This is a genomic window from Sinorhizobium sp. FG01 (assembly GCF_002531875.1).
Classification (GTDB): Bacteria; Pseudomonadota; Alphaproteobacteria; order Rhizobiales; family Rhizobiaceae; genus Sinorhizobium; species Sinorhizobium fredii_C.
Map to the genome: position 1 here is coordinate 23,066 of NZ_NWTB01000025.1, position 22,595 is coordinate 45,660.

General features: G+C 58.9%; 20 protein-coding genes and 1 pseudogene. 14 read left to right on the forward strand and 7 right to left on the reverse strand.

Annotated elements, in window-relative coordinates:
- Positions 1–168: 168 nt before the first annotated feature.
- Together CO656_RS26875 and CO656_RS26880 are read right to left on the reverse strand one after the other, a co-directional pair.
- Positions 169–756 (reverse strand): hypothetical protein, encoded by a 588-nt coding sequence (locus CO656_RS26875; RefSeq protein ID WP_097527819.1) that lies wholly within the window; start codon positions 754–756, stop codon positions 169–171.
- Positions 757–1,190: 434 nt separating this feature from the next.
- Positions 1,191–1,397, reverse strand: a pseudogene (locus tag CO656_RS26880) (plasmid partitioning protein); the annotation flags it as partial.
- 354 nt (positions 1,398–1,751) lie between these two features.
- On the opposite strand from CO656_RS26880, the gene CO656_RS26885 reads away from it, so the two are divergent.
- Complete coding sequence (locus CO656_RS26885; RefSeq protein ID WP_103452589.1) at positions 1,752–2,207, forward strand: GNAT family N-acetyltransferase; 456 nt, start codon at positions 1,752–1,754, stop codon at positions 2,205–2,207.
- Positions 2,208–2,450: 243 nt separating this feature from the next.
- Here the strand turns inward: CO656_RS26885 and CO656_RS26890 are convergent, their stop codons facing one another.
- Positions 2,451–3,431 (reverse strand): DUF3991 and toprim domain-containing protein, encoded by a 981-nt coding sequence (locus CO656_RS26890; protein WP_234819650.1) that lies wholly within the window; start codon positions 3,429–3,431, stop codon positions 2,451–2,453.
- 214 nt (positions 3,432–3,645) lie between these two features.
- Between CO656_RS26890 and CO656_RS31340 the strand changes: the two genes are divergently transcribed.
- Positions 3,646–3,780, forward strand: a complete 135-nt coding sequence (locus tag CO656_RS31340; protein WP_280951819.1) for a hypothetical protein — start codon at positions 3,646–3,648, stop codon at positions 3,778–3,780.
- Positions 3,781–4,771: 991 nt separating this feature from the next.
- Here the strand turns inward: CO656_RS31340 and repC are convergent.
- Positions 4,772–6,040: a plasmid replication protein RepC gene (repC, locus tag CO656_RS26895; RefSeq protein WP_097527820.1), complete on the reverse strand. Its 1,269-nt coding sequence runs from the start codon at positions 6,038–6,040 to the stop codon at positions 4,772–4,774.
- 721 nt (positions 6,041–6,761) lie between these two features.
- Here repC and CO656_RS26900 point away from each other — a divergent pair.
- From CO656_RS26900 to CO656_RS26915, 4 genes are all read left to right on the forward strand, one after another.
- Positions 6,762–7,157: a DUF2867 domain-containing protein gene (locus CO656_RS26900; RefSeq protein ID WP_234819651.1), complete on the forward strand. Its 396-nt coding sequence runs from the start codon at positions 6,762–6,764 to the stop codon at positions 7,155–7,157.
- A 176-nt stretch (positions 7,158–7,333) separates the two neighbouring features.
- Positions 7,334–8,404, forward strand: coding sequence for a LacI family DNA-binding transcriptional regulator (locus CO656_RS26905; RefSeq protein ID WP_097527822.1), 1,071 nt, complete (start codon positions 7,334–7,336; stop codon positions 8,402–8,404).
- Positions 8,405–8,610: 206 nt separating this feature from the next.
- Positions 8,611–9,717, forward strand: a complete 1,107-nt coding sequence (gene hisC, locus CO656_RS26910) for a histidinol-phosphate transaminase (protein WP_097527823.1) — start codon at positions 8,611–8,613, stop codon at positions 9,715–9,717.
- Positions 9,718–10,022: 305 nt separating this feature from the next.
- A complete protein-coding gene (locus tag CO656_RS26915) occupies positions 10,023–11,051 on the forward strand; it encodes an LLM class flavin-dependent oxidoreductase (protein WP_097527824.1) in 1,029 nt (342 codons plus the stop codon).
- Positions 11,052–11,192: 141 nt separating this feature from the next.
- Here the strand turns inward: CO656_RS26915 and CO656_RS26920 are convergent, their stop codons facing one another.
- Positions 11,193–12,119, reverse strand: coding sequence for a LysR family transcriptional regulator (locus CO656_RS26920; protein ID WP_097527825.1), 927 nt, complete (start codon positions 12,117–12,119; stop codon positions 11,193–11,195).
- Between the two features lie 288 nt (positions 12,120–12,407).
- Here CO656_RS26920 and CO656_RS26925 point away from each other — a divergent pair, with 288 nt between their 5' ends.
- Positions 12,408–12,998, forward strand: coding sequence for a NodA family N-acyltransferase (locus CO656_RS26925; RefSeq protein ID WP_097527826.1), 591 nt, complete (start codon positions 12,408–12,410; stop codon positions 12,996–12,998).
- 397 nt (positions 12,999–13,395) lie between these two features.
- Here CO656_RS26925 and CO656_RS26930 read toward each other — a convergent pair whose 3' ends face one another.
- Entirely contained in the window at positions 13,396–14,607 is a 1,212-nt protein-coding gene (locus CO656_RS26930) for a beta-ketoacyl-[acyl-carrier-protein] synthase family protein (protein ID WP_097527827.1), read from the reverse strand.
- 7 nt (positions 14,608–14,614) lie between these two features.
- Positions 14,615–14,866 carry an acyl carrier protein gene (locus tag CO656_RS26935; protein ID WP_097527828.1) on the reverse strand — a complete coding sequence of 84 codons (252 nt, stop codon included), beginning with the start codon at positions 14,864–14,866 and terminating at the stop codon, positions 14,615–14,617.
- A gap of 972 nt (positions 14,867–15,838) precedes the next feature.
- Here CO656_RS26935 and CO656_RS26940 point away from each other — a divergent pair.
- From CO656_RS26940 to CO656_RS26970, 7 genes are read left to right on the forward strand one after another with little or no spacing between them, the layout of a single operon-like run.
- Entirely contained in the window at positions 15,839–16,429 is a 591-nt protein-coding gene (locus tag CO656_RS26940) for a NodA family N-acyltransferase (RefSeq protein WP_097527829.1), read from the forward strand.
- Positions 16,426–17,085 (forward strand): chitooligosaccharide deacetylase NodB, encoded by a 660-nt coding sequence (nodB, locus tag CO656_RS26945; protein WP_097527830.1) that lies wholly within the window; start codon positions 16,426–16,428, stop codon positions 17,083–17,085. Before CO656_RS26940 ends, nodB begins: the two co-directional genes overlap by 4 nt.
- Before the next feature lie 12 nt (positions 17,086–17,097).
- Positions 17,098–18,456 (forward strand): chitooligosaccharide synthase NodC, encoded by a 1,359-nt coding sequence (gene nodC / locus CO656_RS26950; RefSeq protein WP_097527831.1) that lies wholly within the window; start codon positions 17,098–17,100, stop codon positions 18,454–18,456.
- Between the two features lie 16 nt (positions 18,457–18,472).
- Positions 18,473–19,090, forward strand: coding sequence for a nodulation methyltransferase NodS (gene nodS / locus CO656_RS26955; RefSeq protein WP_097527832.1), 618 nt, complete (start codon positions 18,473–18,475; stop codon positions 19,088–19,090).
- A gap of 35 nt (positions 19,091–19,125) precedes the next feature.
- Positions 19,126–20,850 (forward strand): nodulation protein NodU, encoded by a 1,725-nt coding sequence (gene nodU / locus CO656_RS26960; protein WP_097527833.1) that lies wholly within the window; start codon positions 19,126–19,128, stop codon positions 20,848–20,850.
- A 4-nt stretch (positions 20,851–20,854) separates the two neighbouring features.
- Positions 20,855–21,769, forward strand: coding sequence for a nodulation factor ABC transporter ATP-binding protein NodI (gene nodI, locus CO656_RS26965; RefSeq protein ID WP_097527834.1), 915 nt, complete (start codon positions 20,855–20,857; stop codon positions 21,767–21,769).
- Between the two features lie 3 nt (positions 21,770–21,772).
- Positions 21,773–22,561 carry an ABC transporter permease gene (locus tag CO656_RS26970; protein ID WP_097527835.1) on the forward strand — a complete coding sequence of 263 codons (789 nt, stop codon included), beginning with the start codon at positions 21,773–21,775 and terminating at the stop codon, positions 22,559–22,561.
- Positions 22,562–22,595: the final 34 nt, after the last annotated feature.

Below are 22,595 nucleotides of genomic sequence, written 5' to 3' on the forward strand. Positions count from 1 at the left end.
GGCGGCTTCTGCAGACCCGACGAACGGCACGGGCCGCGGGACGTGCCGCCTGCCCGTTTTCTTTTTCCTTATTGGCCGCGTCGGCGACATGAAAACAGGCCGGCTCCGGCATGGAACCAGCCGTTCTCGTGTTGATAGGTAGAGCGGGGCCGGAGCCCCGCCGGTGGCCTAATCGAAGGCCGAGATCTGCGCCTCAGCGGCCTTGCGGTTGAGCGAGTGGCCCGGCTGTTCGACCGGCCGGTCGAAAGGCTTCCAAGCCTCGCCGATCACCTGGGCATAGGCGGCTACAGCACCCTCGGCCGCCATTCTGAGCAAATGGGCCTGCACGCCCATGTCGGCCGCAAATTCGCGCTTGCGCTGTGCCGCGCTGTCATACCCGACGGGACCGTCGAGATCCTCGTCGCGGACATCGTTGGCGGCCTTGGCCGTGGCATCGCGCGCCTCGGTGACCGCGCGGCTATAGAACTGGCCGGCGCCGTGAGCGGAGCCAACGAAGGCGCCTACGATGCGCTGCAGGTGGATCTGCATGGCTTTGTCACCGAGTCCGTTGCCGAGCGCATCAGCGGTCTCGATGACGAGCCGTTCGTGCAGGTCGCGGATGCCGTCGCTGTCGATGACGGCGGTGCCGAAACTTTCGGCGATCTTCAGGGCCTGGGTACCGTCGGGGCAAGTCAGCCGGACCATCTCGATGGTGACGCCCTTACGCCGTTCCACGACGCGCGCAGATTGGCGGGAGGAAGTAGTGGGCTGAGCCATGGTCATTTCCTTTCGAAGTCGTCCGAAACGGCTCCGGCCCCATGCCGGCTTACCCTTCGGTGCGGTCATCCCGAACCGGCAGAAGGCGGGCGCTTCAGGGTCCGGCCCTACCTGGACGAGCGGAGCCGGTTTGCGTGCTAAGGTGGCAAACTGCCCTCGAAAGAGCACGCGAGCCTGCTCCGCGAGAGACGGCGGGGTCCGGCCGCACCGCGGCGCGACAGCGGCCTTGAAGCGTACCCGGCCGCCGGTTCAGACCGCGCTAAAACCGAAGGGCCATCCGGCTGGGGAGGGATCATGACGCCTTCGAAAGGAAACGACCGGCGCTCCCGCCTTGTCTCCGCCTTTCCAACGGGTGCTGTGTCTGCCGCCGCGCCACTTCCGTTCTGGCGAGCTGCGGCCTGTTGCTCGGAAGTGGAAGTTACGCCGGCCTCGGGCGCGGCGGCGGCAATGGTTCTGAGCTGCTGCACGTTCGGCATGTCGCCCCTGGCCATCTGGTCGAGCATGGCGGGCAGCACGTCGGCGAGAAGACGAAGCTTGCGGATCTGCCGGACGGGAAGCGCGAGCGCCACAGCGATCGCGTCCCCGGTCCAGCCGAGCGCGACCAGCCGTTCCATGGCGCGCCATTGGTCGACGGGATTCATGTCTTAGGTTATGCGTCAACTGTCCTCTTTGCTCGACTGCATTGATAATCCGAGCGTTTTGGCTGCACGGGCATTTCAGGCTGTATCTTTTGGTCTCCGTGCTTTCGCCGGACTTTACTTCGGCAAGTCCAGCTTCACCGTGCTGTTTCGAGGTGAACGCGGATGCTTTCCGTAAGAAGTTCCCGCGCCTGCACAATTCATCTTAAGTCATCCGGAATCGTGCCCAATGTTGCTATTCTTATGCATAATTGGATGAAGAATGCCGTTCATCAGACCCGACATTGCCTATAAAAGTGAGTGTCGGGCTTGCGCCGCTGGTAGCATGAATCGGGATTTTGACCAGTAGGAGAGAATATGCCTTCCATATCTACTCGCCGCGCCCACGCAACGGACGTCGAGACGGTCGCCAGTTTCATTCACGCACTGCTCGATGAACTCTCTGGCGGGAAAGCGCCCACGCCCGACGTCGTCAGACAAAGCGCGGAGACAGTGCTTGCCGACGCTGGCGTGTTCGCTGTGATCGCAATTGCAGATGACGAGCCGGTCGGCATCATGGTGCTGAACGAATGCACGGCGATCTATGCAGGAGGCAAGTTTGGACAGATTTCGGAGCTTTATGTTCGACCGGACATGCGCTCCAAAGGGATTGCCCCTCATCTGCTCGAGGTGGCCTCGCGGGAAAGCCGCGCTCGCGGATGGAAGCGACTTGAGGTTGGAGCGCCCGGGCAACCAAAATGGAAGCGCACTCTCGATTTCTATCAGCGGAACGGCTTCGAGGAGGTCGGCCCTCGGCTTCGTCGAATATTCTAGGCTCAGGGTGTCTGATGCGCCGGTGCCTATTTGGCATCTGGATTTTGGCTTTGGAGCAAGAGGCACCGGTCTTACAACTTGGTCACGTTCTGCGAGGCGGGCATTGTGACGCCGCTGGCGATCGACCTCCGTTTCGGCTTCGAGGATACGCCTTGCGCGGATTCCGGACCGAAGCGCGGCACAGCCCCTCTCGACTTCGCCAATCCACCCCTTTTGGGGCCGCCGACATTGCGACCGGGCGGGTCAAGGGCCGGCTGAAGCCGGGCGAAGCCTGACGCGGGTGGCGCGCATGCGGCACGCCTTTGCCTGCTCCTCCTTTCCCTCTCTTCTATTTCCCTTAAGTTTCAGCGTTTCGTTCCAGTCCTCCTCCGACGGCCGGAGTCGCGTCCAGTCGCAGCCGGCATCACCGGCGAGCAGCCGCAACCGCTCGGCAAAAAACTCGCCCTGGGGATTGGCGTCCGTGGCGGCGACGAGCTGGACGTCGGGGCGCCTGGCCAGTTCGCGAAGCGCCGCGGCCGTGGTCGGCGACCAGCCGCCGCCGGTGCTGAGATAGAGCGTACCATCGCGCAATCCCTCGATTGCCGCGAGGCTCATGGCGTCGATGGCAGCTTCCGTGACGGCCAGGCGCAGTGCAGTTCCAGACCCAAAGCGGAAAAGGACCTTCGTTCCTCCGGAGGAGAAACCCCGGTATCGCGGGCCCCGCGCCTCCCAGCCGGTGATTTCACTGGCCTCATTCGTATGCGCGGCCCACATGCTGCCGTGCGGGCCTTCGCGAAGGAGGTTGCCCTTGATCGCTGCGCGAAGCAGAGCCACGGGCAGGCAGCGCTCATCATGGAGGTAGCGCCACGTCGATGAGCCTGGCCAAGGGCGGCGTCGCGCTTGCCAGCGATTGGCAACAGAAGGGTCGGGTTGGTCGTCAGCAATGCGAGGCTGCCACCTGAGGCCGGAAACTTCGAACCCCACGAGGTCCGCGACCTTTTCAAGGCATTCCATGAAGGCGACGCGATCGAGATGTTGGACGAGCCCGAAGACATCGCCTTTTGCATCGCTGAGAGGGTCGAACCATCCGCGGCCATCATGCGTGACGATAATGATCTCGCCGCCGCGCCGAAACTTCAGGGCCCGCCGGGTGCTTTCCTTGGCATCGTTGGCAAAACCGGCCTGTTCCAGCACCGCGGCGCAGCTTACCTTGTCGCGGAGCGTTTCTATTTCTCGTCTCTCCATTTTCCTTCCGATCGCGAGAGCGATTGCCTCCATTTCCTCAGCTCTATCCGTCCGCCGCTTGAGCGGCCGCGAAGAGCAGAGGACGCAAGGGCGCGGCTGGCAATTTGGTGAATCATGCAAAGGTCGGCCGCGGCGAAGCCTCCCTTGCGGCCTGCCGCTCGCAAGCGGCAAAGCCGCAAGCTATGCCGGCGGCTCAATGCCAAGGCGAGTATTCATGGACGATTTCAAGATCATCGTCCGGCTCGATTTCGTCGGACGGGAGAACGCCGTATTGGCCGTCGACGGTGAAGAGGGTGACCGGGGCCATCAGGTCGCGGGAAAGCTGAAAGGCGTGGGACTGTGCGAGTGAGAGATCGTGCGACATTCGAGAGCCTCCAATAGGAGCGGGCCAATCCCGCTCGATGGCTCCTCAAAAGGCACGGCTTCCGGACGCGATCACCGCAACGCGAAGCGGCAGCGGCCGCAGCTTGGCTCGCGGACCCCTCGCGGGTTGATCGTGGAAGATCCGGAACCGTGCCAGGACGCCATCCTCAAGAAGCGGGATTGGACTGCTCCGGTCGGAACATCGTTGGGCACGGCTTTCGGGGTTCGTTGCTGAATCGGGATTCGCGGCGCCCATGGGGCGGATGCCCACGGCCAATCACCTGCTCGGCAACTGAGTGACCGATTCAGCCACGGGGCATTGTTGAGCCTAAGCTCGAGAAGGGGATGTCGCGGAGGCTGCAATGTTGCTCCCGCAGACGTGAACCAGGCTAAGCCGGGCGATGACGCATGCGGTAGCCCGTTCGCACATTGCCACGGCTTCAATGCCATTTTTGGCGAGGCGATTCGTCCCGGGCCTTTTCATAGCAATCGGCATGGGTCGGTCCCTTTCGACGCTGCGTCCGCGTCCAACGAGGCGTACGATCTCCAGATCTTGCGACGGCGCCGCTGCAACAGGTTTCCACTGGCGTGAAATCCGGACGCCTGTCGCATGCGCTGTCCGACCGAGTTCCCTTGCCGTACGACCCCAGACGGAAGCGCCACTTTGCTGGTGAATGTGTTTCTTTCCTCGCGTTGAACGAAGGGCGATGGTGCAAGCGGGGCGCTAACGGCGCCGACGTGTGAAAACGTGGAGCACTCGTGTCGTTGCCTATCAGTTTGCGACAAAGCCCTTCTCCCGGCGTGTGATGCGGCTGGGAATAGCCTTGCACCTACCGTGCCAAGAAGAAATTCGTTTAGAAGCAGGGTGATACTTCAAGACTGTTGTGACGTTTGTCGGATATTGTCGGGCATGCGACAACAAAAGAGCGCATTTGAACGCTCTTCTGTCCACCGTGCCTGAAGATGTTATTTCGAACCTAAGTCAGCGGCTCCATGGTGTAGCGGGCTCCGAGCCCAAAGATCGAACGGGAAAGGTGTAGTTCGCCGGAGCCCGCCCGCTCAGTCATTGCTCGCAGATAGCCCTCTGGCGAGGAGACTTCCTGCCGATCGAGCTTCTGCAGGGTAATCGCGATCGCAACGGCGGCCCGGTGCTCGCCCATCTGATCGACGGCGCGGCGCCGCGCATCGTCCGAAATACCGGCAATTCGGCACATTTGCGGAGCAATCCGGGCGAGATCGGCCCAACTGCGGGGCAGCGCCAAACCGTAAGTGCTCAGTGCTGGTATGGCTCGCAATATGTCCTGCAGTGCGACCATCTCCTGCCGCGAATGACGTGGTTGTTTGACTGCGCGCCCGCGTCGCCGCGGGCTTGCTTCAGAAGCCCATTCGCTGGCGGCGCCCGCCCTGGCTGAAGTCATTGGTCCAGCGGTAGCCGTACACTGGTTATCGTTACTCTCTTCATGTGAATCAGGGCTTGTACTCTGTCTGTGCATGCCGCTTTCGGCACATCTGCATGCCGGATCTTGCGGCGCAAACGCAACTTCAGGCCGTCGCGGGAGCTGCATAACCCGTTCGACAAACCACTCAAGAAGCGCGGTAGCGCGAAGCAACAGGGCGCTTGATGCGCGCGTCGCGATGCCGACCAAAATGATGACTTTTTCAAGACGCACCTCAAGCCGCGCCCGCGTGCGCTGCGGAAGGCAGCAAGCCGAAGCAAGCGCACGTCGCAGATTACGCAAAGCTCCGCGATACCGCCGCAGCGCGGCATTTGCGGCAGCCTTTTCGACTCTGGCTTGCTTTACGAGTTCATCAAGCTCGCGGTAACGAACGATGAGTATTCGCAGGTCGATCCCGCAACCGTCGACAATGACGCCTTCGACGTCTCGGGTGGGATATCGCTTGTAGTTGCCGCTGTCCTGCATGGTGATCAGCCCGGCATCGAAAAGCCTCGACAGCAGCCGGCTCACCCGCCCGGCCGAACGATTGATTTCGAAAGCGAGTTGCTGGTTCGACTTGAAGACGATTGGCCGGCCGCCTTTGTCGAACGCTTCCGCAGGTGCCGTGTTGATCAGTGTGGTCAAAAGATACGCTTCGGTCGCATTGACCATCCCCGTGCAGGGCAGATTTTGCGCAAGCACGGCGAGCTGTCCGCGTGTCACGGTCCCGATTTCAGCCGATAGTGCCAGGCGGCGGAATTCGGCACGTGTGGGCGTCTGTCTACGGCCGATCGACCGCTTTGGTGGCATCGGTTCTCGCACTCTCGTCTCCTGTGTTGGAGACCAGGCAAAGAAACCCCATTCACCGAAACGGTGTTTTTTAAGTTGACGGAGGAAGTGAGGTTTGCTACTGAGGATTTGGCAAAATTGATTATTTAGCAAACCGCTTCCGGATCTGTTTCGGGGCGGTTTTCTTTTCTGGTCCGGTCGGTTTTTCTCCGTTGCAAGTTTGGAATACTTTGCTCAACCGAAATGACCTTCGGCGCATTTTGCGCGGACGATAACCCGAATCATCTTTTTGGCGCAACAATCGTGCAGCGCCGCTGAGCGGACCAGTGGCGCAAACGACTGCGTGACTACAGGCCGCGCGTCGCGAACTGCCAACCGATTTGCATTTGAGCACGCGGCCTGTCTGCCGACGCCATCGCCCGTGCTCAAGCGTTCTGCCTCTATGGCTTATGCGGCCTGCCTTGGGCTTTGATGTCGTCGTCCTAAAGCCGCTGCGGCTTTCTGGTCGGACGCACGTGCGACGATTGGCGCTCGGCTGCGACAAGCGGTCTCGTAGCTGGTACCTGCTCCCGGAGCAATCATGGACCATTCAGGGTGGCGGCAAGCGCCCCGGCAATGCGCTTAGCAAAGGCGAAAGGAAGCACTCATGAGACCACGAAGGGTGCCCGTCAGTTTGCCGAACCCTTGGCTTCCGGGAGCAGACTGGGCCGATCGTCACGAGCTTCTCCTCTTCTTCGAGCGCATGACTGCCGCCGAAGCGGCACTCCGAGCACTTCGGAACGCTGCGGGCTGGGTGCGAAGTTTTTGGGAATGGCGCAACTGCGTGGCAACTGCCCTTGGGCTGAACGCGGCCCCGCACCCCACTCAATCCGACCTGATCGGCAGCATTCCGATCATGCACAGCGGCGATCGGGAAACTGTCGTCGGCTATGATGCGCGGCACTTGCATTTTCGTATTGTGGTGGATGTTCGTGAAGGTCCTGCCGACGGCCAGGTCATCGGAATGACCACCTTGGTGCGCCGCCGGAGCGCGATCGGGGGGCTCGTTTTCGCCGCGGCGATTCCCTTGCACAAGGCGATCGCCCCGGCCTTGCTGAGGGGAGTTGCGCGACCCGGCCACGGCGTAGGGAAACGGTGATACACAACTAGAGATTGACTCCGCCCGCCCACATTTTTCTCCATTTCTCGCGCCCCTGCCTCGACCGCTCTGGTGCCGCGATGCAATGCATCGATGCCGTGGATGGGTTGATAGATATCCATCAAAATACATCATGTCTTTGCATCCTTTCCGATGACGATTTATCAGATAGAGCCATGACCAAGCGTCCCACAATTAGCGATCTCGCACGCGAATCAGGATTAAGCGTTGCGACGGTCGATCGAGTTTTGAACGCCCGCCATCCGGTACGGGAAGAGACCGCGCGGCGCGTCTACGAGGCGGCGCGCGCGCTCGGCTATCCTACGGCTCGCCTCATGGAGCAGCGGAGGCAGCACAATCTGTCTGACTACCGGCTGGGTTTTATTCTCAAGAAGCCCGCACACCCCTTCTTTGCCGCCCTTGCACGCGAAGTCGAGGCGGCAGTGAATGCCGCATCTTCTTTTCACGGCATTCCGTCCATCGAGTTCGTAACGTCGAATGCACCCGGCGACCTGGCAGTGCTTCTCAAAAATATGGGCGCACGCTGCCATGCGATTGCCATGGTCGCTCCGGACCACCCGACGATCACGGCAGCAGTCGAAGATTTGAAGGCAAAAGGCGTTCCGGTCTTCTCTCTGCTTTCCGATTTCGCTGCGGGCGCACGCGCGGGCTATGTCGGACTTAACAACCGGCAGGTTGGGCGGACGGCTGCCTGGATGGTAGCCAAGGCCGCAAAACGGCCGGGCAAAGTGGCGGTCTTCGTTGCAGGTCACCGTTCCCTGGCGGAGGAGCTTCGGGAGATCGGCTTCCGTTCGTATTTCCGTGAGAACGCGCAGAACTTCGAGGTGCTCGCTACGTTGGTGAGCCCTGAGACACGGCAGCTCACCTATGAAGCCACTCTCGATATCATTCACCATGAACCCGAGCTCATCGGATTTTATGTGCCTGGTGGCGCTATGGAGGGAGCCATCGCGGCGCTGCGCGAGCGGCGCGAGCGCCGGGATCTTGTCGTAATCGTCAATGAGATTACACCTAACTCACGGGCGGCGCTGGCAGATGGCGTCATCACGATGGCGATCGCCACGCCGTTACGGCGGCTGTGCCGCGAGCTGACGGCGTTGATGGCGCGGGTAATCGAAACCGGAACGGCAATTCCTTCAGGGCAAATCGACCTGCCGTTCGAGATCTACCTGCCGGAAAACATTCCATATCCGACCGAGACCGCGAGCTTTGGCATTCTATCATAATGATAGATTTAAAGATGGAATCCTATCATCGCATCAGAAAATTTATTGACCCTCCTCCATCAGTCTGGTCTCGTGGGTGTGCTTCTACGGCGCGGCGATCTGCCGCAAAGGATCCGACCGCGCTCCAAAGCGGAACGCCAAATTGGCGCTAAACACTCAACCAAACGGCGAGGCCTCGGACGTGGAGACTGAAAACGGAGAAAGATATGCCTGACGCGAAATTGCAGAGCGTGCTTTCATCTCTTTCGCAGCAGGCGAGTGAGTTAAATGTGCTGCCGTCCAATTGGCCGGTGCCTGATGCAACCTGTGTCAAACTCGACACGAATGAGAATCCATTTGCGCTGCCGGCGCCCGTGATGGAGTGCGCCGTTGCGGCGCTGGAGCGCCAATATCTCTATCCGCAAGATGATAACATCAGCTTGAGGGAAGCAGCCGCCAAAGCGTACGGGCTCTGTAGGGATCAGGTGATCGCCGGTAACGGATCCTCTGAACTGCTAGGGCTTATCTACAAGGCTTTCCTTAGTCCGGGCGATGCCGTGGCGATGATTTCGCCAGGATTTTCGCTCAACCGCAAACTCGCCACTTTGCAGGGCGCTAAATTTCTCGAAATACCATTGAGCGAAGCTTATTTGCTGCCGACAGAGCAACTGCTTTTCGGCCCTGCCAAAGATGCCAAGTTCATCCTATTAGCCAATCCGAACAACCCTACCGGAACGTTTCTTCCGGTGGCCGAAATCGAGAGCCTCGTAGCACAATCGGACCGATTGATCGTGGTGGATGAGGCCTATGTCGACTTTGCGCCGGACAATGCGCTGCGCCTTCTCGATCGCTATTCGAACCTTCTGATCTTGAGAACATTTTCGAAAAGCTATGCCGCCGCCGGCATTCGGATTGGTTTCGGTTTGGGTCATCCTGAGCTTGTTGGAAGGCTGCGCAATCTTCAGAATGTCTTCAACATGAACGTGATCGGCCATGCCGTTGGCATCGGCATCCTTTCCCATCGTGAAGCGTATGAAGAGAACCACATACATATCAAGCGGGAAAGACAGAGAGTGTGCGTGGCGCTGTCGCAACTTGGTTTTTCCGTGACACCTTCCAATGCCAATTTCCTGCTGGCCCAAGTGCCTTCAGGGCAAGACGGAACTTGGTGGCAAGCATCTCTGAAGAAGCGAAAGATACTCGTTGCCGTATTTCCTGAAGATGGTCTCGAAAACTGCATTCGCGTCAGCATCGGTACAAAAGCCCAAATGGATGCTTTTCTCACAGCTGTCAGAGACATTTCTGGCCGGCTTCAGCACGACCCTGGCCGCTGAGTTCTGACTGCTAGCCAGAGGCACGCTTACACTCACTGATCTTCAAATTCAGACAAGCCCACATCGTCGCTTCGTAGAACCGCGAACGAGAATGGGTATCGCCTTTCGCTGGAGCCACTCAGCAAAGCTCCAGGGATAAGCCCGTGCGTATTGACGGTCACCGCTGCCGCGCTGTCCGACGCCGCACTGAGAGGACCAATATCGAATGAGGAGCAAAGACAATTCTCGGACCAGATACACATCAATGCCAGCGGTCGCTTGGGGCCGGCTGCCAAAAATTCCGCGCCAGAGTTGGAGATAATTGAATGAAAAGCGCCTCTTCTTCTAACCTCGCCATCGGCATCTTCGATCACCTGGACGAGGACGGCAGCGATATCGCCCGACAATACGCGGATCGCCTGACGCTGGCGGAGACGTGTGATCGCCTCGGTTTCTATGCGTATCATCTCGCAGAGCACCATTTTACCCCTCATGGGAGAGGTCCGTCGCCAAATCTGTTCCTATCGAGCGTCGCACAGCGTACCCGTCAGCTTCGTCTCGGCCCAATGGTAATGCTGCTTAGCCTTTGTCATCCGCTACGCGCGTTTGAAGAGATCTGCATGCTGGATCAATTGAGCGGTGGCAGGCTAGAGCTGGGCATAGGGCGCGGCTCTCTCCCGATCGAATTGGGTTACTTCGGGATCGGTGCGGACGCGGCACCAGAACGCTACGCGGAAGCCAGCACGATACTTATGAATGCAATGGGAGGGGGCACGCTGTCCTATCAAGGCGACTATTTCGAGCTGAACAGCGTTCCGTTGACGCTGAGGCCATATCAGCGTCCGCATCCGCCGACCTGGATCGCCACCAATCGACCCGAGTCCGCAAGCTGGGCGGCCGCGAACGGTACGAACATCGCGTGCGTAGGGCCTGCCGCTTCAGTTCGCAAAGTCACTGACGCCTACCGCGCCTATCGAGAGCGCAGCATTGACGTCGACGATCAAGCGCCGTTTCTAGGCCTGCTTCGCATGGTTGTAATTGGACGCTCTGAAAGAGAAGCGGTTTCGCTCGCGATGCCTGCTTACACCCGGTGGCTCGAAAGCTTTAAGTTTCTCTACGAACTCAATGGGATCCCAACACCACCGAACCTGCCTTTGACCTTCGATGCAGCGATCGAAAGTGAATTGTGCCTAGCAGGAACGGCAGCTTCTGTGCGGCAAGCCCTTCTTGATCAGCTGGAGGCGGCAGGCGCCAACTATCTGCTATGTCAACTCGCATTTGGAAACCTGCCACTAGAGGCTTCGCTCTACACCGCGACAACCATTCGGTCGGAAATTATGGACCGAGTTGCCTGACGATGTGATACACCGAAACTCAGTCATGCTTGTCTCGGCTGCGAGGCTCAGCTTAGCGCGTGGCGCCCGGGTTGTAATCTACTCTACGATGGCGGTACCCCGCGCTGCGGTTTGAACGCTTGAATCCGGGCCGCCGAAACGTCACCTGGACTCTTGCGGCAAACCCATGCGGGATGCCTCCTCTACCAGCATATCGCGCATCCAGAGGCTTGCAGGATCACTATTGTGAAGGGCAGGCCATTGAACGGCCTCGGTGAATGGGGGAAGTGGCAACGGGAGCTCGACGATCCGCAGCGGAATAGTTTTTGCGAAACGCTGTGCCAGTCTTAGAGGCATGGTCCCTATACGCTCGGTACCCGATACCATGGGCGCTATCATGCTGAAGCCCTGTACCACAACGTCGACACGTCTCTTCATGCCGTGTTCGAGCAAATACCATTCTTCGAGGGATGGCTTGCGCGTATTGCCGAACTTGACCACGACATGCCCCATCGACATGTATTTCTCGAATGTAAGCGGCTCTGACAGTTGCTCGTTCGCGCGACAACCGACGCAAACATGTACCTCCTCGAACAGTTTCGCTCGAGGATGAGCGTTTGACATGAAGATTTCCGGCAGGATCAGAAGATCGATGTCGCCGCGCCGAAGAAGGTCCTCATAGTCGTCCGCAATAGGCAGAAATTCAAAGCTGACGCCCGGCGCTTCGCGCGCAGCCCGCTCCACGATCTTCTCGAAAAAAACGATTGTGGCGTAGTCGGAAAGGATGATTCTGAAGCGACGATCCGACTGGGCCGGGTCAAACGGATCCGAGGAAATGATCGAGACCTGGACGTGCAGCAGGGTCTCGCGAACCGCCGGGGCAAGCCGTTCCGCACGTGGTGTGGGAATCAGCTCACGGCCAATCATTGTAAAGAGCTCATCGTCGAAATAGGTGCGCAGGCGCCCGACCGCCGCGCTCATGGCCGGCTGACTGAGATTGATGCTGCGTGCGGCAGCCGTGAGGTTCCGTTCGGTCATCAACGCGTCGAGCGCGACGAGGAGATTTAAATCAAGGCCCTTGAAACGCATTTGCTCAATTATCCATGGTGTGGATGCGTGACATCCAAACTATCGATTTTACGTATTTACCGGCTTACTCCATTAGATCGTTGTCAATCGAAAGAAATCAAGTGCATCGTCGGCAAATTGCGAGCGGTGCAGGAAGTGACCGAAAGTGGTTGGAACGCCTGTCAGCTCTGGAACATGGTCCCACGAAGGATTGTACGAGCTCAATGGGCTGGCAGACGCGCCCCAATCGAGCGTGCTTTCAATCGCCTAAACTGTCCCAATAATCAGCGGAGAAGGAGAGGTCTGTGCATGGGCTCTGAGGTGCGGTGGAAGCTGTGCTGGGAAAACGAGTTGCAACTCGCCGACCATATCGAACTCGCTGAGTTCTTCCAAAAGACATATGGGCCCACCGGCGAGTTCAACGCCAAACCATTCGAAGGCAGCAGAAGTTGGGCCGGAGCGAGGCCAGAGCTTCGCGCTATTGCCTACGACTCGGACGGTGTAGCGGCCCATTTGGGCGTGTTGCGCCGTTTCATCAAGGTTGGCGCGGTTGACCTCCTGGTGGCTGAACTTGGCTTGTACGGGGTGCGTCGGGATCTCGAAAGACTCGGAATCAGTCATTCAATTCGCGTCATGCTTCCAACATTGCAGGAGCTTGAGGTTCCGTTCGCTTTCGGCACGGTCAGGCACGCGCTGCAGCGGCATGTCGAGAGACTTGGCCGACATAGTCCAGTGACCGTCTTGTCGGGGCTTCGCGTGCAGTCCACGCTCCCAGATGCTCGTCTCGACAAGCCGCCAACGCGTATCGAAGATGCACTTGTCATCGTTCTGCCAGTGGGGCGGCCAATCTCCGATTGGCCCGCCGGTACAATGATCGAACGTAACGGGCCGGAGCTATAGGGAGCTCGATTGCTTTTGATGTGTGCGAGCGTGCCCTGAGGTACCCACATGCTTACTGCGGACGCTCACGGCTGAGTACCCTACTCGGCGAGACCTGATGCAGCAAAGCATGAACGTGGTTGGATATTTTTCTATACGCCAACACTGTGGTTTCATGCTCGACCGGCTTGCCGATCACAGCCTCATCAGGAGCTGCTCCAGCAATTACGCTTAAACTATTGAAATTTAAGTGCGCAGCGTCTGTCGCGGACCCATGCCGTCATTGCGTTCACGACAACGGCTGCGCCTTTCTTCCTCCCGGACCTGGGACTGCATTTGCGTGGATGGCTCCGTCCGGCCGCCGACTTTTTGCCGCGGAATTTGTTCTGATTTCAGTGCGACTCCTTCGCAGGAGCCGTCAGGCCGCCGTAATTGCCAGCACGGCGTTGGTGCCGCCGAAGGCGAAAGAATTGCTGATCGCTGCCCGCACCTTGCGCTGGCGCGAAGTGCTGGGTGTCACATCGAGGTCGCACTCCGGATCCTTCTCCCGGTAGTTTGCAGTCGGCGGGATTAGCCCGTCGCGGAGCGCCATGACACAGGCGATCAGCTCCAGAGCGCCGGATGCCCCCATGCAGTGGGCATGCATCGACTTGGTCGAGGAAACCGAAAGGACATCGGCGTGACTGCCGAAGACGCGGCGAATTGCCTGGGTCTCGAGCCGGTCGTTGTATTTGGTGCCTGTGCCGTGCGCGTTGACATAATCAATGTCCTCAGGCAGGAGCCCGGCATCGGCAAGGCAGGCCTTGATTGCGGCGATCGGGCCTTCGACGGTCGGTGCGACAATGTCGGATGCGTCTGCGGACATTCCAGTGCCCGCAAGCTCGGCAAGGATCGGAGCGCCGCGCGCCACGGCGTGCTCATAGGTCTCGAGGACCGCCATGCCCGCGCCTTCGCCGAGCACCAGGCCGTCTCGATCGGCAGAAAACGGCCGGCAAGTCTCGCGGGCGACGGCGCGCAGCGCCTCCCAAGCCTTCAACACACCAAAGGCGAACGGCGCGTCGGTACCGCCAGCCAACATGACGTCAGCCCTGCCGAGCCTCAGCTGGTCGATCGCAGATATGAACGCGTGGTTTGACGACGAGCAGGCCGACGTTACGCCGAACACGGGCCCACGCAGCCCGTAGACCATGCTTACCTGACTGGCCGGTGCGCCTGGCATGGAGCGAGGCACCGCAAAGACATTCGTGTGTGATTTCCCGTCGATGAAGAGCCCGCGATAGTTCTCTTCGAGCGTCTCAGCACCGAAGATAGCTGTGCCGACGACCGCGCCGATGCGATCGGTGTTGACATTGTCGACGGTGAGCCCCGATTGCCGAAGCGCCTCGCCGGCGGCGAGAACAGCCAGCAGGCTGTAGCGGTCCATCGTCGCAAGACGCTTGCGATCGAACTCGAACTCGGGCAACTGCTTGACCTCTGCCCCGGTGCGGATTTTCGTCTTATGGAGGGGGATCCTGGTGATCTCGCCGATCGCCGATCGGCCTGCGCGCATCGCTTCCCAGATGGATGGCACGTTGACGCCCAAGCCGCAGATGCCGCCGAGGCCGGTTAATACGATACGGGACCGGGCCATGCGAAAGCTAACTCTTAGCTGTAATCAAAGCGCGTGTCGCCTCGACGAGGTCGCCGACGTTCTTGAGGTTGCTCCAGGCCTCGGAAGTGCTCATCTCGATCTCAATGCCGTAGGCGACCTCGAGATCAAAGACGATCTCGGTCAATTCGAGCGAGTGGATTTCAAGATCTCCGAGCTCTGAGTCCATCGTAATTTTTTTGTCTTTGTCCGCATGAGCTTTTATCTTTTCGATAATCTCGGTTGCCAGTTGATCGGCCATTGCCCTCACCCAAATTCCTGTTTCAGTTCCCTGTGCAACGAAGCTGAGCGGGCCAGCTGCATCTGTAGTTCCACACTGGAACTTTGTTCAATGTACCCTGTGGCCAGTCTTCATTTTGCTTAGTGGCCGCCAAGACCAGGCAGACGCACACAATCACGAAGAATTTCGCGTGAGGCCTTGCGCGAAGTGAAAGCCGTACCTCATCGAAATACGGTGTTGTATTCGTGTAGTGGTCGCATGTCCTCGCATAGGTCGTGTAGCAGTTAACATTAGACGCGACGGTTCAAGTGGTGTTGCACGAGAATTCGCGTCGTTCCTCCATGCAGCTTTCCGCAACATTGGTAAAATCGATTATATGGATGCCATGCATCCATATTTGAATGCACTGCAGGCATGCTTGGCGCTTTGCAATTGCTGGCCCTAGGATGCGGGTGCATTTGGGCGACGTCTTGAGAGGGAGCAACGACCGTCTCAACCGACGGCTGTCCGCCCAATCCCATGCTCAGGCGCGCAGATGTTGTCTCGCAGTTTTTGATCTGAGGACATTCTCAACGGGTGGATAACCACGACGGCCGCGCGGGACTGATCTTTTGATGCTGAGCGCCCGCCAGCTTGCCCGTCAGGGGTCCAGCACGACACAGGCTGAATTAGCTCACAGCTGCTGAGCCATCCATGCCGTCGATGCATGCCATCCAAACAATCGATTTTACGAATTCATTGGCCTGCTCCATTAGAAGCCCATCACTTGACGGAAATCAAGATCCATCGACGGCGCATTTTGCGAGTGGCGCAGGAAGGGACCGGAGTGGTTAGGCAGCCCAGGCAGTTCTGGAACGTGGTGCTACGAATGGTTCTAGCGTTCCAGTTACAGGTCATCGCGATCGCTGACGACCGCCTCTGACGTTCAACATCGCTCGCAGCTTCGATCGTGTGATCGGGCGCTAGCAGCAGCAAAAATGAGGAGGTCTTTGCATGCGCTCTGAGGTGCAATGGCGTCTATGCTGGGAAAACGAGTTGCAACTCTCCGAACATGTAGAGCTCTGCGACTTTTTTCGAAAGACCTACGGGCCGACAGGGGCGTTTAACGCGAAGCCGTTCGAAGGCAGTCAAAGCTGGGCCGGGGCAAGACCTGAGCTTCGTGCCATCGCCTACGATTCCAGCGGTGTAGCGGCCCACATGGGCCTGCTGCGCCGTTTCATCAAGGTTGACGGAGTCGACCTGCTGGTGGCTGAACTCGGCTTGTATGGGGTGCGTCCGGATCTCGAGGGACTCGGAATTGCCCACTCGATACATGTCATGCTTCCAACACTGCAGGAGCTTCAAGTTCCATTCGCATTCGGTACCGTCCGCAACCAGCTGCGGAAACACGTTGAGAGGTTCGGCCGACACGGTCTGGTGACTGTTATGTCTGGGATCAGCGTACGCTCCACGCTGCCACACGCGCGTACCGACCTGCCGCCCACGCGCGTCGAGGATCCCCTTGTCATCGTCCTGCCCGTTGGACGGTCGATCTCGGACTGGCCCGCCGGCAAGATAATCGATCGGAACGGGCCAGAGCTATGACCCACCTCGATTGCTTGTCTGAGGTGCACAGTGAGGGCAGTGACGATACCGCTCAGCGCAGCGTTTACTTGACGTTCGACGACGGTCCTCATCCATTTTGCACTCCGGCAATTCTCGATGTGCTGGCGGAACACCGGGTCCCGGCAACATTCTTCGTCATCGGCCAGTTCGCGGCCGACCAGCCGAGCCTCGTCCAACGAATGGTCGCAGAAGGGCACGAAGTCGCCAACCACACGATGACACATCCGGACCTGTCCAAATGCGGACCAGGCGAAGTAGAGCGTGAAATACTCGAGGCGAACAGAGCCATCAAGGCGGCGTCCCCTCACGCCTCGGTGCGGCACATCCGTGCTCCGTATGGCATCTGGAGCGAAGAAGTGCTGACGGCGTCGGCGAAGGCTGGGCTGACCGGGGTCCATTGGTCGGTCGATCCTCGAGACTGGTCCTGCCCTGGCGTTGACGCCATTGTTGATGCAGTGCTCGACTCTGTCCGGCCGGGCGCAATTGTGCTCTTGCACGACGGATGTCCTCCCAACGAAATGCAGCCCGGCACTGGCCGCAATCTGCGCGCGCAGACCATCTTGGCGCTATCCAGCCTAATTCCGGCCTTGCATGGCCGCGGTTTTGTAATCCGCTCGCTTCCTCAAGATCACTGAAGAAGAGATCCCATGAATTTTCTTGATACAACCAGCACCGTCGCCATCTCGCTTTATGCGCTGCTCTCGACTGCTTATAAAAGCATGCAGGCCGTTTACTCTCAGCCGGCATTCGATTCATCGGCGTCTAAGCGCCCGGTCGGCTTCGACCAGCTGCCGAGCGTGGACGTCATCGTCCCTTGCTTCAACGAAGACCCGGGCACGCTGTCTGAGTGCCTGGCTTCCATCGCAGATCAGCAATACCCCGGGGAAATGCGCGTCTATGTGGTGGATGACGGTTCTGGCAATCGCGACGCGTTGCGACCCGTGCACGAGACCTTCGTGCGCGACCCCAGGTTCGATATCATTCTGCTTCCTCAGAATGTCGGAAAGCGCAAGGCACAGATCGCTGCGATACGCCGCTCTCATGGAGATCTGGTGTTAAACGTTGACTCTGACACGATACTCGCGTCCGATGTCATCACGAAGCTTGTACCCAAGATGCAGGATCCGGCCGTCGGCGCGGCCATGGGGCAGTTGACGGCCAGCAACCGAAGCGACAGTTGGCTGACCCGTTTGATCGATATGGAGTACTGGCTGGCTTGCAACGAGGAGCGTGCGGCACAGGCTCGCTTCGGTGCCGTTATGTGCTGCTGCGGCCCATGTGCTATGTACCGCCGCTCTGCGCTCGTTATGCTGCTGGACCAATACGAGTCACAATTTTTTCGGGGGAAGCCAAGCGACTTCGGTGAGGATCGGCATCTCACCATTCTCATGCTGAAGGCAGGCTTTCGAACCGAGTACGTGCCAAGCGCCATCGCAGCTACAGTCGTTCCGAATAAACTAGGTCCGTATCTGCGCCAACAACTGCGCTGGGCACGGAGCACGTTCCGGGATACGTTGCTTGGGCTGCGCCTGCTGCCCGGCCTCAATCGCTTTCTGACACTGGACGTGGTCGGACAGAATCTCGGACCGTTGCTTCTGGCGCTATCGGTACTAACAGCGCTCGCACAGCTCGCACTGACAGGGACCGCGCCTTGGTGGACAGTCCTGATGATTGTGGCGATGACCATGATTCGCTGCAGCATTGTGGCGTTTCGGGCCCGCCAGCTTCGATTCCTGGGCTTTTCTCTGCACACATTCATCAACATTTTTCTGTTGCTGCCCTTGAAGGCCTACGCACTGTGCACACTGAGCAATAGCGACTGGCTGTCGCGCAGCTCTGCTGGCACCTCGTCGAAAAAAGCGGCGGAACAGGCCCCCATCCAACGTTCGACTCCTGAATCTCGCACTACAGAATGTTCGGGACATACGACACCACTTCGAAGGCTCAACCTTGCGCGCGACTCTTCGAGGCTAGTGACGTCTGAATGCATTTGCAGCGACGAGTAAGAGCTACATACCCGAGGTGAACGAGTTGACACAGATCGACAATTATCAATTGCTGAATCGGGAACTGGCCACAGACGATCCGTGGGGACTCGATGCCAATCCATTCGAGCGTGAGCGTCACACTCAAATGCTCCGCCTGTCGCTTGCCCAGGGATCTATCGCAAATGCGCTCGAAGTGGGGTGCGCTGCCGGCGCCTTCACGGTGCAGCTAGCACCCCACTGCCAACGCCTCACCGTGATCGATGTTGTGCCTCAAGCTATAGAAAAAGCGCGCCGACGCATGAAGGACCCGCCGCACATCAGCTGGATAGTCTCTGATGTTCAACAGTTTGCACCTGATGAGCGGTTTGATCTGATCGTTGTGGCGGAAGTGCTCTACTACGTTGGAGGAATAGCCGAGATGCGGGCGGCCGTGCGCAATTTGGTGCGGATGCTGGCGCCAGGTGGACATCTGGTTTTCGGATCGGCGCGCGACGCCAATTGTCGTCGCTGGGGCCACGTCGCTGGTGCTGAGACGATCGTCGGCATGCTGAACGAAACTTTGCTCGAGGTAGGGCGGCTCGAGTGCCGGGGTGAGTCGGTCAACGAAGACTGCTTGCTCGCCCGTTTCCGGAATCCGGTTTCTGCTTCCTGACGAACTGAACCGTCGACGTTAGACATGGAGACACTATGCGCATCTGTGGTATCAAGCTGACCCATGACGGGGCGATCGCGCTTGTCGAGGATGGACGGCTCGTCTTCTGCATTGAGCAGGAGAAGCGGGACAACAATCCGCGATATCAAACCGTCGACAATCTCGACGCAATCGTCGCCGCTTTGGCGCAACACGGTCTCAATCCGCGCGATATTGATCAATTCGTTATCGACGGCTGGGATGGTGAGGACGAGTCACAGTTCCAGGTCCTCAGTGGAGTGGCACCCTTAACCCTAAAAGGGGCGCCTTATGTCGAACGCCATGCCGATGGCCTTCTCGATTCCCTCGACGGCTCTGGACTCATTCTCGACGACCGCGCATTTCCTTATAAAAGCTATCCTCATGTTACGGGCCACGTGGCCTCCGCATACTGCACCAGCCCCTTTGCCAACACCGGGCAACCTGCATTCTGCCTCGTTTGGGACGGCTGCATCTTTCCGCGCCTCTATTCCGTGGACGGCCGAGGCGCACGGTTCCTCGAATGCCTGTTCCCTGTGATAGGCCAGGCCTACGCTGCGGCGGGCCATTATTTCGGACCCTATAAGAAGGCGAGCCGGGGAGGTTGGGACCTAGGGGTTGCTGGGAAGTTGATGGCCTATATCGCGCTTGGGTCGGTTGATGAAGATATCGTCGCGGTGTTTCAGGAGCTTTACGAGGAGCACTTTGCGGCCGATACGGAGCTTGCCAGTCGCTATCGCGCCAACATCACGGACGCCGAGTCCTCGCTCGCAGCTGTGCATGATTTCTTCGAAGCCAGCGTGATGCGTTTGGAGACGAAGGCACCTGAAGACGTGCTTGCGTCGTTTCATCTCTTCCTTGAGCGTCTCCTTGTCCACGAAATGACAAATGCTGTGCGGCGCCATTCGTTTCCGGGGCCGCAGAACTTGTGTATAGCCGGGGGCTGCGGTCTCAATATCAAATGGAACAGTGCACTGCGGGAGACGGGCCTGTTCGATGCCGTCTGGGTACCGCCATTTCCGAATGACAGCGGCTCGGCAATCCGTGCCGCTTGCTGCGCAATGGTGGAGCAGCAAGGCTTCGTGCCCCTGGAATGGTCGGTCTACAGCGGCCCGGCCTTGCAGATTGGGCGTGTGCCGCCGGGATGGAAGGCCCAGCTGTGCGGCATGCCGGAACTTGCCACTATCCTCGCCAGCAACAAGCCCGTGGTTTTCCTTTCCGGGCCCGCCGAGCTTGGGCCTCGGGCGTTGGGAGGCCGAAGCATTCTGGCAGCCGCGACTTCACCGGAAATGAAGGATTTTCTGAACGACGTCAAATTTCGCGAACACTTCCGGCCGGTGGCGCCGATATGCCTGGAAGACCGGGCACCGGATGTATTCAACCCTGGAACTCCGGATCCCTATATGCTGTTCGATCATCAGACTCGGATGGAATGGCAGGACAAAATTCCGGCCGTTGTCCATCTCGATGGATCGGCACGATTGCAGACCATGTCCAGGCACTCTCTTCATGAAGTCGCCGAGCTACTCGTCGAATATGAAAAACTCACGGGCATTCCGCTGCTTTGCAACACGAGTGCAAATTACCATGGACGAGGCTTTTTCCCGGATGCAGCTGCAGCCTGCGAATGGGGACGCATCGACAACATATGGTGCGACGGCTTGCTGTTTACGAAAACGCAGGCAACTGAAGAAACGCCAGTCGACCCTCACGGTAACCAGTCGGCCCTCACGGTAAGATGAGCGCATGTCCATGACATCAATCGACCTTTCCGGCGTAAGCAAGACCTATGGCGACAAGGTTGTGGTCGACAAGCTGTCGTTCAGCGTTGCCCCGGGGGAATGCTTCGGGCTGCTTGGACCGAACGGCGCGGGCAAAAGCACGATTGCGCGTATGATCCTCGGCATGACATCGCCTGATGCGGGGAAGATCACTGTGCTCGGCGTGCCGGTGCCGGCAAGGGCTCGCTTGGCGAGAAGGGGCATCGGCGTGGTCCCCCAATTCGACAACCTCGACCCTGAGTTCACGGTACGCGAGAACCTGCTGGTCTACGGACGCTACTTCGGCATGAACACACGCAAGATCAAAGCGGTCATGCCGTCGCTTCTTGAGTTCGCACGCCTGGAGAGCAAGATAGATGCGCGGGTCTCCCAACTTTCGGGCGGCATGAAGCGGCGCCTGACGCTTGCACGTGCATTGATCAATGACCCGCAGCTGCTTGTCATGGACGAGCCGACCACCGGTCTCGATCCGCACGCACGCCACCTGATCTGGGAGCGCCTGCGTTTCCTGCTGGCGCGCGGCAAGACGATTATCTTGACGACCCACTTCATGGAAGAGGCTGAGCGGTTATGCGATCGGCTTTGTGTGCTCGAAAGAGGTCGCAACATCGCAGAAGGGCGTCCGCACGCGCTGATCGATGAACTGATCGGGTGCGAGGTCATCGAGATCTATGGCGGCAATCCGCATGAACTGGACTCTCTGATCAGACCATATGCCGATCGCATCGAAGTCAGCGGCGAGACACTCTTTTGCTACGCCCCCGATCCGGAAAAGGTGCGAGTGCGGCTGCGCGAGCGCTCAGGATTGCGTGTTCTGCAACGTCCGCCGAATCTCGAGGATGTGTTTTTGCGGCTGACCGGGCGAGAGATGGAGAAGTGAGCTATGGGTGAAGGTTTTGCCGCGGCTCTGCCCGCCAACGCTTGGAACTGGATCGCGGTGTGGCGACGCAACTATCTGGCCTGGAGGAAAGTAGCACTTGCGTCAATTCTCGGGAACCTGGCCGATCCTATGATCTACCTGTTCGGCCTCGGCCTTGGCCTCGGCCTTGTTGTAGGTCGCGTCGACGGCACGTCTTACATTGCGTTCCTTGCAGGCGGCATGGTGGCGACAAGCGCGATGACGTCTGCGACATTCGAGACGATTTACGCGGCTTTCGCGCGAATGAACTCCCAGCGAACCTGGGAAGGGATCCTCTACACACAAATGACGCTCGGCGACATCGTTCTCGGTGAGTTGGCATGGGCAGCCAGCAAGGCGTTTCTCGCCGGTACGGGTATTATGATTGTCGCCACCGTGCTGGGCTATGCGACGTGGCCGTCCGTCCTTTATGCGCTACCGGTCATCGTGCTCACTGGATTTGCCTTCGCGAGCCTGGCGATGGTGGTCACGTCGCTTGCGCCCAGCTACGACTACTTCATTTTTTACCAGACGCTTGTCCTCACACCAATGCTGTTCTTGTGCGGCGCGGTGTTTCCAATAACGCAGCTGCCCCAGACCTTTCAGCAGGCAGCGCAATTCTTGCCACTAGCGCATGCAATCGACCTCATACGTCCGGCAATGCTGGGCCGGCCGGCGGGCAGCATGGGCCTGCATATGGGCGCGCTTTGCCTCTACGCAATCTTGCCGTTCTTTCTGTCGGCGGCACTGTTTCGTCGGCGCCTGATGTCGTGACGCCACTCACGATTACACGAGAAGGAGAATCGCG